Consider the following 12,199-nt stretch of genomic DNA (forward strand, 5'->3'; position numbering starts at 1 on the left):
GTTTTCCAGTGATTGCTTCCGTCCTTGTCGCCAACCGGGGCGAGATCGCCTGCCGGGTCTTCCGCACCTGTGGTGAGTTGGGAATCCGGACCGTCGCCGTGTACTCGGACGCCGACGAGAACGCGCTTCACGCGCGCGTGGCCGACGCGGCGGTACGGCTGCCGGGGGCGGCGCCCTCGGAGACGTATCTGCGCGGCGACCTGATCGTGACGGCGGCGCTCGCGGCCGGCGCCGACGCCGTGCACCCGGGATACGGGTTCCTGTCCGAGAACGCCGACTTCGCGCGGGCCGTCACCGACGCGGGTCTCGTCTGGATCGGGCCGTCGCCGGAGGCGATCGAGGCGATGGCGTCCAAGACGCGCGCCAAGAAGCTGATGGGCCTGGAGCCGCTTGCCGCAGTCACCGCCGAGGACCTGCCCGTGCTGGTGAAGGCGGCGGCGGGCGGTGGCGGCCGCGGGATGCGCGTCGTACGCGAACTCGCCGACCTGGACGGCGAACTGGCCGCCGCCCGCGCCGAGGCCCTCAGCGCCTTCGGCGACGGCGAGGTCTTCGTCGAGCCCTACGTGGAGGGCGGCCGCCATGTCGAGGTGCAGATCCTCGCCGACACACACGGCACGGTGTGGGCGCTCGGCACCCGCGACTGCTCCCTCCAGCGCCGCCACCAGAAAGTGATCGAGGAGGCCCCGGCACCGGGTCTGGAAACCGGACTCACCGAGGAACTCCACGAGCTGGCCGTACGCGCCGCCCGCGCCGTCGACTACGTGGGCGCGGGCACCGTCGAGTTCCTCGTCGCGGACGGCCGGGCCCACTTCCTGGAGATGAACACCCGCCTCCAGGTCGAACACCCCGTGACGGAAGCCCTGTTCGGAGTGGACCTGGTGGCCCTCCAGATCCGTGTCGCCGAAGGGGCGGCCCTCGAAAACGACCCGCCACGCGCGCGTGGACACGCCGTGGAGGCCCGCCTGTACGCGGAGGACCCGGCACGCTCCTGGGCCCCCCAGACCGGCACCCTGCACCGCCTCGCCGTGCCGGGCGTCCGCCTCGACACGGGCTACACCGACGGCGACCCCATCGGCGTCCACTACGACCCGATGCTCGCCAAGGCCGTCGCGTACGCCCCCACGCGCGCGGAGGCGGTGCGCAGGCTCGCGGGAGCCCTGGAGAGCGCCGCGATCCACGGCCCGGTCACCAACCGGGACCTGCTCGTACGGTCGCTCAGGCACCCGGAGTTCACCGGGGCCCGCATGGACACCGGGTTCTACGACCGGCACCTGGCGGAGCTGACCGGCGCCGCCCCCGACCCGTACGCGCCGCTGGCCGCCGCACTCGCGGACGCCCAGGGCCGCTCCCGCTTCGGCGGCTGGCGCAACGTCTCCTCCCAGCCGCAGGTCAAGCGGTACGTCATGGCCGACGAGGAACACGAGGTCCGCTACCACCACACCCGCGACGGCCTCACCGCCGAAGGAGTTCGGGTGGTGCGTGCCACGCCCGGCCTCGTCATCCTCGAAATCGACGGTGTGCAGCGGAAGTTCGAGGTCGCGAGGTACGGCGACCGCGTGCACGTGAACGCGACCGCCCTCACCGCCCCGCCCCGCTTCCCCGACCCCGCAGACCAGCGCGAACCCGGCTCGCTGCTCGCACCCATGCCCGGCACCGTCGTCCGCGTCGCCGAGGGACTGGCCGTGGGCGCCGCCGTGAAGGCCGGACAGCCCCTGCTGTGGCTGGAGGCGATGAAGATGGAGCACAAGATCTCCGCGCCCGTCTCCGGCACGCTCAGCGCCCTGCACGCCGCCCCCGGCCACCAGGTCGAGGTCGGCGCCCTGCTCGCCGTCGTCGTCGCACAGGAGGAACAGCCCGCATGAGCGTCACCCCGGAATCCCAAGAGCACAAGGACCTGCGTGCCGCGGTCGCCGCCCTCGGCAAGCGCTACGGCCGCGAATACCTCACCCGGACCATCGCCGAAGGCGGCCACCCCGACGCACTCTGGTCCGAGGCGGGCAAGCTCGGCTACCTCGGCGTCAACCTGCCGGAGGCCTACGGCGGCGGAGGCGGTGGAATCGCCGAACTCTCCATCGTGCTGGAGGAGTTGGGCGCGGCCGGCTGTCCGCTGCTCATGCTCGTCGTCTCGCCCGCGATCTGCGGCACCGTCATCGCCCGCTTCGGCACCGACGCGCAGAAACAGCGGTGGCTGCCCGGGCTCGCCGACGGCACCCGCACCATGGCCTTCGGCATCACCGAACCCGACGCGGGCTCCAACTCCCACCGGATCACCACCACCGCCCGCCGCGACCCGGACACCGGCGACTGGCTGCTCACCGGCCGCAAGGTGTTCATCTCCGGCGTCGACATCGCGGATGCGACGTTGATCGTCGGCCGCACCGAGACCGTGTCATCCAAAGGCGGCCGCACCGGCAGCCTCAAGCCCTGCCTGTTCATCGTCCCGCGCGACGCCGAGGGCTTTCACCGGCGACAGATCGACATGGAACTCCAGGGCGCCGAGAAGCAGTTCGAGCTCACCCTCGACGACGTACGGCTGCCCGCCGACGCGCTCGTCGGCGACGAGGACGCGGGCCTCCTCCAACTCTTCGCCGGGCTCAACCCCGAGCGCGTGATGACAGCCGCGTTCGCGATCGGCATGGGCCGCTACGCGCTGTCCCGGGCCATCGCCTACGCCCGCGAGCGCACCGTCTGGAAGGAGCCCATCGGCGCCCACCAGGCCGTCGCGCACCCCCTGGCCCAGTCCCACATCGAACTCGAACTGGCCCGCCTGATGATGCAGAAGGCGGCCCACCTCTACGACGCCGGGGACGACGTCGCCGCGGGAGAGGCCGCCAACATGGCCAAGTACGCGGCCGCCGAGGCCTGCGTGAAGGCCGTCGACCAGGCAGTGCACACCCTCGGCGGCAACGGCCTCACCCGCGAGTTCGGGCTCGCCTCGTTGATAACAGCCGCCCGCGTGGCTCGTATTGCTCCGGTGAGCCGGGAGATGATTCTCAACTACATCTCCCACCAGACGCTCGGTCTGCCCAAGTCGTACTGAGCCAGGCGTACGGAGCCTGCCCGCAGTCGTGCCAGGAGGAATCGTGTTCCGCAGTGAGTACGCAGATGTCCCGGCCGTCGAGGAGCCCATTCACGACGCCGTCCTCGGCCGCGCCGCCGAGCGCGGCGACACGCCGGCGCTGATCGACGGCGTCGACGGCACCACGCTCGGCTACGCCCAACTCGACGACTTCCACCGCCGGGTGGCAGCCGCTTTTGCCGAGACGGGCGTGCGCAAGGGCGACGTCCTGGCGCTGCACAGCCCGAACACCATCGCCTTCCCGACGGCGTTCTTCGCCGCCACGCGCGCGGGCGCGTCCGTCACCACCGTGCACCCCCTCGCCACGCCCGAGGAGTTCGCCAAGCAGCTGCGCGACAGCGCCGCCTCCTGGATCGTGACCGTCTCCCCCCTCCTGGAGACGGCACGCCAGGCCGCCGAACTCGCCGGCGGCGTACGGGAGATATTCGTCTGCGACAGCGCCCCCGGGCACCGCTCCCTGATCGACCTGCTCGCCACCACCGCGCCCGAGCCACGGATCGACATCGACCCCGTGACGGACGTGGCCGCCCTCCCGTACTCCTCCGGAACGACCGGCATCCCCAAGGGCGTGATGCTCACCCACCGGTCCATCGCCACCAACCTCGCGCAGCTCGCGCCCACCCTGCCGATGGGCCCCGGCGACCGCGTCCTCGCCGTCCTGCCCTTCTTCCACATCTACGGGCTGACCGCCCTCATGAACGCGCCGCTGCGCCAGGGCGCCACCGTCGTCGTGCTGCCCCGCTTCGACCTCGACACGTTCCTCGCGGCCATCGAGAAGCACCGCATCAACCTCCTCTTCGTGGCCCCGCCGATCGTCCTCGCCCTCGCCAAGCACCCGGCCGTCGCCCAGTACGACCTGTCGTCCCTGCAGAACATCATCTGCTCGGCGGCGCCCCTGGACGCGGCCCTCGCGGCGGCCTGCTCACGGCGGCTGGGGCTGCCTCCCGTCGGCCAGGCGTACGGGATGACCGAGCTGTCACCCGGCACGCACGTGGTCCCCCTGGACGCCGAGAACCCGCCCCCGGGCACGGTCGGCAAACTCGTCGCGGGCACCGAGATGCGCATCGTCTCCCTCGACGACCCCGACAAGCACCTCGGCGTCGGGGAACCCGGCGAGATCGCCATCCGCGGCCCCCAGGTCATGAAGGGCTACCTCGGCCGCCCCGACGACACCGCCGCCATGATCGACCCCGAGGGCTGGCTGCGCACCGGAGACGTCGGCTACGTCGACGCCGACGGCTGGCTGTTCGTCGTCGACCGCGTCAAGGAACTCATCAAGTACAAGGGCTTCCAGGTCGCCCCCGCCGAACTCGAGGCGCTCCTGCTCACCCACCCCGGCATAGCCGACGCCGCCGTCATCGGCGTCTACAACGAGGACAACAACGAAGTACCGCACGCCTACGTAGTACGTCAGCCCTCCGCGAAGGACCTCTCCGAAGGAGAGGTCATGATGCACGTCGCCGAGCGCGTCGCCCCCTACAAACGGGTCCGCGGTGCCACCTTCATCGACGCCGTGCCCCGCGCGGCCTCCGGCAAGATCCTGCGCCGCGAACTGCGCGACCTGCGGGAGCGGGACCTCCGGGAAGCACAGGAGCGCCCGTGACCGTCGTGCACGCCGCCCCCGAGCGCGGCATCACCACCGTGACCCTCGACTCGCCGGGCAACCGCAACGCCCTGTCGGCCGCCCTCGTGGACGGGCTGACGAACGCCCTCACGGAGTGCGGCAAGGACAGTGACGTACGCGCCGTCGTCCTCACCCACACCGGGAACACCTTCAGCGCGGGCGCCGACCTGCGCGACCCGCCGCACCCCGACGCACTCGTCGGACTGCTGCGGCAGATCGTCGAACTGCCCAAGCCGGTCGTGGCCCGCGTCACCGGCCACGTCCGGGCCGGCGGGCTCGGCCTCCTCGGCGCCTGCGACATCGCGGCCGCCTCCCTGGACGCCACCTTCGCCTTCACGGAGGTACGCATCGGCGTCGCCCCCGCCGTCATCTCACTGCCCCTGCTGCCGCGCACCGACCCGCGTGCGCTCGCCCGCTACTACCTCACCGGCGAGCGCTTCGACACGGCGGAGGCGGTCCGCAGCGGGCTCCTCACGGCGGCGGGCGACGACGTCGACGCCGTACTCGCCCCCGTCCTCGACGGACTGCGCAAAGCCTCCCCGCAGGGCCTGGCCGAGACGAAACGGCTGCTCACGGCTAGGGTGCTGGAGACCTTCGACCGGGACGCGGCCGACCTGACCGCCCTCTCGGCGCGGCTGTTCTCCTCCGCGGGAGCCCGCGAGGGGATGACGGCCTTCCTCGAACGACGGGATCCCGCATGGGTGGTGTGAACACGCAGAGCACGCTGAGTACGGCGGGTACGGGGAGCACGGCCGACCGCTCCGGGCGCACCCCGAACGTACCCAAGCAGGACCGCAGCCGGGCCACCCGGCGGCGCCTCCTGGAAGCCGCCGTGTCCTGTCTCGCCGAGCACGGCTGGGCGGGCTCCACCGTCTCCGTCGTCGCCGAACGCGCCGGCGTCTCGCGCGGCGCCGCCCAGCACCACTTCCCGACCCGCGAGGACCTGTTCACCGCGGCCGTCGAGTACGTCGCCGAGGAACGCTCCACCGCGATCCGCGCCCTCTTCCCCGAGGGCGCCGCCGACCGCCACGCCGTGGTCGCCGCCCTCGTCGACCTCTACACCGGCCCCCTCTTCCGCGCCGCCCTCCACCTCTGGGTCGCCGCGTCCAACGAGGAACAGCTCCGCCCCCGCGTCACCGAACTCGAAGCCCACGTCGGCCGCGAGACCCACCGCATCGCCGTGGACCTCCTGGCCGCCGACGAGTCCCGCCCCGGCGTACGCGAGACCGTGCAGGGCTTCCTCGACATGGCCCGCGGCCTCGGCCTGGCGAACCTGCTCACGGACGACGCCGGGCGCCGCGAACGGGTGGTCGCGCAGTGGGCCGCACTGCTCGACGAAACCCTGACCGTCTGACCGTCTGGCCGTCTGACCGCGAGAGGGCGAGACCGTCAGGGGCTCAGCCGCTCCACCCGCCAGGACCCGTCCGGCTCCGCCATGTACCGCAGCCGGTCGTGCAGCCGGTTCTCGCGGCCCTGCCAGAACTCGACCGACTGCGGGGCGATACGGAAGCCGCCCCAGTTCGGCGGCACCGGCACCTGCTCGCCCTCGGGGTAGCGGGCCTTCAACTCCTCGTACGAGGCGTCCAGTTCGGCGCGGCTGTAGATGACCGAGGACTGGGCGCTGGCCCAGGCCCCGAGCTGCGAGCCGTGCGGGCGGGAGCGGAAGTACGCCGCCGTCTCGTCGCGCCCGGTGCGCCGCGCGATGCCCGTGACGACGATCTGGCGGGCGATCGCGTGCCAGGGGAACAGAAGCGAGACGTACGGGTTCTCGGCCAGGTCGCCGGCCTTGCGGGAGTCGTAGTTGGTGTAGAAGACGAAGCCCTGCTCGTCGTACTGCTTCAGCAGCACCGTGCGCGAGGTGGGCCGGCCCTCGGCGCCGGCGGTGGAGACGACCATGGCGTTCGGCTCGTACACCAGGCCCTTGGCCGCGGCCAGCGCGGCCTGTTCGAACCAGCGGGTGAACTGGTCCATGGGGTGCGCGGCCAGCTCGGTCTCGTCGAGGCCCTCGTGCCGGTAGTGCTCGCGCATCGCGGCGAGGTCGAGGATGGGGTCGTGGTCGGTCACGTGGTCATCCTGCCGTACGGAGCAGTCGGGCCGTGCGGAGCGGTCGAGCCGTAGGGCGCCGTACGCAGCCGTCCTGCCGTACGAGAGCGGTCCCGTCGCGTGGCACTGAGTGCCGTACACCCTCCCCAAGGGTGGCACTCGGGGTTATCGTGCTGATGCCGCTCCGTTCGGCCGTCCCTTTGGGTGACCGCCGGCCGATCGGGGCATCACCGGGGTGACGGTGACCGCTCGATCCCCCCAGACCAGCTGTCGCACACATCACGAGGAGCCGCCTGATGTCCGACTTCGTACCCGGACTCGAGGGAGTCGTCGCGTTCGAGACGGAGATCGCCGAACCGGACAAGGAGGGCGGCGCACTCCGGTACCGAGGCGTCGACATCGAAGATCTGGTCGGCCACGTCTCCTTCGGCAACGTCTGGGGGCTGCTCGTCGACGGCGCCTTCAACCCCGGCCTGCCGCCCGCCGAGCCGTTCCCGATCCCCGTCCACTCCGGCGACATCCGCGTCGACGTGCAGTCCGCGCTCGCCATGCTCGCGCCCGTCTGGGGCCTGCGGCCGCTGCTCGACATCGATGCGCAGCGCGCCCGCGACGACCTCGCCCGCGCCGCCGTCATGGCGCTCTCCTACGTCGCCCAGTCCGCCCGCGGCCAGGGCCTGGCGATGGTCCCGCAGCGCGAGATCGACAAGGCCACCTCGATCACCGAACGGTTCATGATCCGCTGGCGCGGCGAACCCGACCCCAAGCACGTCGCCGCGGTGGACGCCTACTGGACCTCGGCCGCCGAGCACGGCATGAACGCCTCCACGTTCACCGCCCGCGTCATCGCCTCGACCGGCGCCGACGTGGCCGCGGCCCTCTCCGGAGCCGTCGGCGCCATGTCCGGGCCGCTGCACGGAGGCGCCCCGTCCCGGGTCCTGCACATGATCGAGGAGATCGAACGCACGGGCGACGCCGATGCGTATGTGAAGCAGGCCCTCGACAAGGGCGAGCGCCTGATGGGCTTCGGCCACCGGGTGTACCGCGCCGAGGACCCGCGTGCCCGCGTGCTCCGGCGCACGGCTCGTGAGCTGGGCGCCCCTCGCTTCGAGGTCGCCGAGGCCCTGGAGAAGGCCGCGCTCGCCGAGCTGCACGCACGCCGCCCCGACCGCGTCCTGGCGACCAACGTCGAGTTCTGGGCGGCCATCGTCCTGGACTTCGCGGAGGTCCCGGCGCACATGTTCACCTCGATGTTCACCTGCGCCCGCACGGCAGGCTGGTCGGCGCACATCCTGGAGCAGAAGCGCACGGGCAGGCTCGTACGTCCCTCCGCGCGCTATGTGGGCCCCAGCTCCCGCAACCCCCAGGACATCGAGGGCTACGGCAACATCGCGCCCTGACCCCGGCGCCACCCAGGCCGTACGCCGGTCATCACGCGGGCGTGAGCAGCTCCGCGTGGTGGCGGGCGGCGACGAGCGGATGGGCGCGGAGCTTGCCCTTCAACTCGTTGAAGCCGTACTCGGCGAACAGCGGGTTGGCCGGGTCGTCGGTGACGCCGGGCGCACCGGTCGCGTGCGGGAAGGGCAGCGGTTCGATGCGCGCGTCCAGCCGCGGGTTGTAGAAGAAGGGCACGGAGAACCGCTCGGTGGCTCCGGGCGGGCTGACCACGCGGTGGTTGGTCGCGAGCAGATAGCCGTTGGTGGCCACCTCCAGCAGTTCGCCGAGGTTGACGACGAAGGCCCCGGGAATCGGCGGCACGTCGTGGAACAGCCCGTCCCCGCGCTGCACCTGGAGCCCGCCCACCTGGTCCTGGAGGAGCAGCGTCAGGAAGCCGTAGTCCTTGTGCGCGCCGACGCCCTGGCCGGCGCCGTCGCCCGCGCTGCCCGGGTAGCGCACCAGCTTCAGGTGCGGGTGGCCGCGGTCCCCGAAGACGGGGTCGTAGAACCCGGCGGGCGCGCCGATCGCCGTCAGCAGCTCGTGCAGCAGCCGCTGTGCGACGCCGCTCAGCCGGTCGACCCACGCGAGGGCGGCGCGCCGCAGCCCGGGCAGCGCGGCGGGCCACTGGTTCGGCCCCTCCAGCCACCAGTACGCGGGCTCGCCCGGCCCGGGGATCCGCGCGGGGCGCTCGGCGCCGATGTCCAGCTGGTCGCGCCAGTCCCGGCTGCCGCCGGTCTGTTCGTCGCCGGTGCGCGTGTAGCCGCGGAAATGCGGTGAGTTGACGTTGTCGAGGGCGAGCCGGTCGGCCTCCGGCAGCGCGAAGAAGGCGCGCATGGCAGCGACCAGGTCATCGGTCTCGGCCTGGGTGACCCCGTGCCCGACCAGCTGGAAGAACCCCACGTCGTGAGCGGCGCTGTGCAACTGCGCGTGCAGCAGGGCGCGCGCCTGCGGTCCGCGGTCGGCGGCGGAGAGATCGATGATCGGAAGCTGGGCGTACTGGAGCTGCTGGTGCTGAGCCATGGTGTGCGTCCGCAGGGTGTACGGGTGCCCGGGCAGCCGCCGGGGGTGGGGCGGGACCACGGGTGCCAGGTGGAAGAAGGCGAAAAGAAGAAGGCGAAAAGAGGGGGCCGGAGGTCAGACGGACCGTCGACAGCCCATGCTCGTGACGCGCACGTAGTCCACGTGTCGGCGTCGAACAAGCATCGGAACCATGCGCCAAGAGTACTGCGGGACCAGGGATTCGGATGTGCCGGGCCTCACACGCCTGGAAAATCCTCACCGAGCCGGAGCCGGGAGCCCGATCCCGTGGCCGCGAACGCAGACGACCCGCGGACTCTGGTTCCCCACCGAGGAACGGTGAGGAGCCGGCCGGACTTACCGGCGAGCCCGCGGGTCGGGTGACTGCTGGAGATTGGGCCGGCTGCACGCATGATTCACGCGCTGGTCCGGCACCGCACTGGATGTGGTGACGGGCCGCTAGCCCGCAGCCACCTCACGCGTCCGGTTTGCATACATCTGCCAAACCACCTCCCTTCTCGTGTGCCCCACACTTTAGGAAGCTGTCGATGACGGCTCAACCGGTTTTTCGACGCACTTCCGGCGTACAACGATTTCGTCGAAACTTCCGGGAACCAGGTGTGTGCTGGGTCACGTTCGAGTTGAATGAAATGTAGAGAGTGAACTGTCGCGCCGTACGTACGGACGCAGCCTGCAGGGGGTCCAGGTGAGTGCTTCCCGGCGTAGTGGGACCACGGACGAGCTGGGGCCGGACGAGCCCGAGCCCGGGCCCGAGCATGAGCCCGAGCGGGACGGGTCCGACCTGCTTGCCGCGCTGCTGGACGGGATGGACGCCGCGCTGTGCGCGTTCGACGCCGACGGGGTCGTGACCCACTGGAACCGGGAGGCGGAGCGGATCCTCGGGTGGACGGCCACCGAGGCCGTGGGGCGCCACGGGTTCGCCGGCTGGGCCGTGCGGACCGCGGACGCCGAGGAGGTCGAGAAGCGGCTGCTGTCGGCGATGCAGGCCCCGGGACGGCAGGTGCACGAGTTCGCCCTGCTGACCAAGGACGGCGGGCGGGTGCTCGTACGGACCCAGTCGGCCGCCGTGCGCGGGCCCGACGGAAAGCCCGCCGGGGTGTACTGCGCCTTCAGCGAGGTGCACGCCCAGATCGACCTGGAGCGGTCCATCGCGCTGAGCGAGGCCCTCTTCGAGGACGCCAGCTGGGGCGTCGTACTCGTCGACGCCGATCTGCGGCCCGCCGTCGTCAACGCCCACGCGGCCCGCGCCCTCGGCATCGGGCGTACGGCCGTGCTCGGGCGCCCGCTGGGCGAGCTGCTCTCGCAGGGTGTCGAGGAGCTGGAGAGCGCGCTGACGCACGTCCTCGCGGAAGGGGCGCCGCCCGCCCCGGCCGAGATGTGGGTGAGCGTGCGGACCGCCGAGGGCGAGGAGCGCCGGTGCTGGCGCAGCGGCTTCCTGCGGCTCGCCTCGCCCCTCACGGAGGAGCCCGTGCCGCTGGGCGTCGGCTGGCTCTTCCAGGACGTCACCGAGGCCAAGCAGACCGAGCAGGAGGCGGCGCTGCTGCGCTTCCGCGCCAACCAGCTGCACCGGGCCGCCCGCGCCGCCGCCGAGTGCGAGAACCCCGGCGAGGCGGCCACCGTCCACCTGGACTTCTCGCTCGCCGGGTACGCCGACCACGCCGTGATCGACCGGGTCGCCGGCGGCTCCGTGGCCGACGGCGAGGGACCGGTCCGGCTCGTCCGGATCGCGACCACGCCCTCGGGCGCGCCGGGGCCCACCCTCCTCGCCGGGAAGGCCGGACTGCCCGTGCGCTACGGCGCGGGGCACCCCGCCCTCCAGTGCGTCGAGCGCGCCGGGTCCGTGCGGGCCAGTGCCACGGCGTCCGACCCGGAGTCCGCCCGTGAGTGGGCGGTGAGCCGCCAGTGGCCCGCGGACGCCGTGCACGCCCTGTGCGCGGTGCTGCGCAGCCGGGGGCGGACGCTGGGCGTGGTGACGTTCCTGCGCGGGTCGGGGCGCAGCCAGTTCGACCGTACGGACGCGGTGTACGCGGAGGACGTGGCGGTACGGATCGCGATGGCCCTGGACCTGGAGGGGCTCCTCGGGCGGTCGTGACGGCCCGCGCGCGTCGCACGTCTCAGCGGCGGTAGAAGATCCGGTCGCCGTACTCCGTCATCACGCGGCCGTTCCATTCGTGGCCGCCGTCCACGTTGCCCGAGCGCAGCAGCGGGGGCTCGATGCCGCGGTCGGCGAGGGCGCCGGCGGCGGTGGCCATGACGGCCTGGAGGAGGGCCGTGGTGACGACGGTGGAGGCCGGGGCGAAGGGGGCCGGGACGGACTCCAGGGTGATCTCCGCGTCGCCGACCGCGATCTTCGAGTCGAGGACGAGGTCGCAGTGGTCCTTGAGGAACGTGCCGGAGACGTGCCGGGACTTCGTCTCCGCCGTGTACGCGACCGAGGTCACGCCGATGACCTTGACGCCGAGGGCACGGGCGTTCATGGCCATCTCCACGGGCAGCGCGTTGCGGCCGGAGAGGGAGATGATCACGAGGAGGTCGCCGGAGCGGACCGGGCTGCAGTCCAGGACCGCGCTCGCGAGCCCGTCGACACGCTCCAGGGCGGAGCCGAGCGTGGCCGGCATGACGTCGACGCCCACGACGCCGGGGACGCTGAGCAGGTTCATCAGGGCGAGGCCACCGGCCCGGTAGACGACGTCCTGCGCGGCGAGCGAGGAGTGTCCGGCGCCGAAGGCGAACAGCCGGCCCCCGTCGGCGACGGTGTCCGCGATGAGCGTGCCGGCGGCCACGATGGAGTCGGCCTCCTCGTCGCGGACCCGCTGGAGCAGGCCGATCGCGGCGTCGAAGAACTGCCCGGCCGGCTTTCTGTCGCTCATCGGCGAAGCCCCTCTCCCTGTGCGAGTCGCTGTGTCGCGGATCACCGTGCGGTCTGGACCAGTGCCCTGTCAATACGGTCGGCAAGGGTGCCGCGGGACTCCCGCGGAGGC

At 72.2% G+C, this 12,199-nt stretch carries 10 protein-coding genes; 7 read left to right on the forward strand and 3 right to left on the reverse strand.

The genetic code is table 11. From position 1 onward, the window contains the following. Window positions 1-8 precede the first annotated feature (8 nt). The 5 genes from ACN6LB_RS01145 to ACN6LB_RS01165 are packed head-to-tail and all read left to right on the forward strand — an operon-like array spanning window position 9 to window position 6,057. The gene (locus tag ACN6LB_RS01145) at window positions 9-1,862 is read left to right on the forward strand and encodes an acetyl/propionyl/methylcrotonyl-CoA carboxylase subunit alpha (protein WP_445024151.1); all 1,854 of its coding nucleotides are present in this window, start codon (window positions 9-11) and stop codon (window positions 1,860-1,862) included. Continuing rightward, window positions 1,859-3,040 (forward strand): acyl-CoA dehydrogenase family protein, encoded by a 1,182-nt coding sequence (locus ACN6LB_RS01150; protein ID WP_445024152.1) that lies wholly within the window; start codon window positions 1,859-1,861, stop codon window positions 3,038-3,040. The genes ACN6LB_RS01145 and ACN6LB_RS01150 overlap by 4 nt, the downstream gene beginning before the upstream one ends. Window positions 3,041-3,083: 43 nt before the next feature. Beyond that, window positions 3,084-4,682, forward strand: a complete 1,599-nt coding sequence (locus ACN6LB_RS01155; protein WP_445024153.1) for a 4-coumarate--CoA ligase family protein — start codon at window positions 3,084-3,086, stop codon at window positions 4,680-4,682. Continuing rightward, the gene (locus ACN6LB_RS01160; RefSeq protein ID WP_445024154.1) at window positions 4,679-5,413 is read left to right on the forward strand and encodes an enoyl-CoA hydratase family protein; all 735 of its coding nucleotides are present in this window, start codon (window positions 4,679-4,681) and stop codon (window positions 5,411-5,413) included. The genes ACN6LB_RS01155 and ACN6LB_RS01160 overlap by 4 nt, the downstream gene beginning before the upstream one ends. Continuing rightward, complete coding sequence (locus tag ACN6LB_RS01165) at window positions 5,401-6,057, forward strand: TetR/AcrR family transcriptional regulator (RefSeq protein WP_445024155.1); 657 nt, start codon at window positions 5,401-5,403, stop codon at window positions 6,055-6,057. Before ACN6LB_RS01160 ends, ACN6LB_RS01165 begins: the two co-directional genes overlap by 13 nt. Before the next feature lie 35 nt (window positions 6,058-6,092). Here ACN6LB_RS01165 and pdxH read toward each other — a convergent pair whose 3' ends face one another. Further along, the gene (gene pdxH, locus ACN6LB_RS01170) at window positions 6,093-6,731 is read right to left on the reverse strand and encodes a pyridoxamine 5'-phosphate oxidase (protein ID WP_445024196.1); all 639 of its coding nucleotides are present in this window, start codon (window positions 6,729-6,731) and stop codon (window positions 6,093-6,095) included. 311 nt (window positions 6,732-7,042) lie between these two features. Here pdxH and ACN6LB_RS01175 point away from each other — a divergent pair, with 311 nt between their 5' ends. Next, window positions 7,043-8,143: a citrate synthase 2 gene (locus ACN6LB_RS01175; protein ID WP_356135921.1), complete on the forward strand. Its 1,101-nt coding sequence runs from the start codon at window positions 7,043-7,045 to the stop codon at window positions 8,141-8,143. A 31-nt stretch (window positions 8,144-8,174) separates the two neighbouring features. On the opposite strand, the gene ACN6LB_RS01180 is transcribed toward ACN6LB_RS01175, so the two are convergent. Then, window positions 8,175-9,200, reverse strand: coding sequence for an isopenicillin N synthase family dioxygenase (locus tag ACN6LB_RS01180; protein ID WP_445024156.1), 1,026 nt, complete (start codon window positions 9,198-9,200; stop codon window positions 8,175-8,177). A gap of 703 nt (window positions 9,201-9,903) precedes the next feature. On the opposite strand from ACN6LB_RS01180, the gene ACN6LB_RS01185 reads away from it, so the two are divergent. After that, window positions 9,904-11,310, forward strand: a complete 1,407-nt coding sequence (locus ACN6LB_RS01185) for a PAS domain-containing protein (protein WP_356135927.1) — start codon at window positions 9,904-9,906, stop codon at window positions 11,308-11,310. Between the two features lie 22 nt (window positions 11,311-11,332). Here the strand turns inward: ACN6LB_RS01185 and ACN6LB_RS01190 are convergent, their stop codons facing one another. Next, entirely contained in the window at window positions 11,333-12,088 is a 756-nt protein-coding gene (locus tag ACN6LB_RS01190; RefSeq protein ID WP_445024157.1) for an SIS domain-containing protein, read from the reverse strand. Window positions 12,089-12,199: the final 111 nt, after the last annotated feature.

The sequence above is a fragment of the Streptomyces sp. SAS_270 genome, from assembly GCF_052543295.1.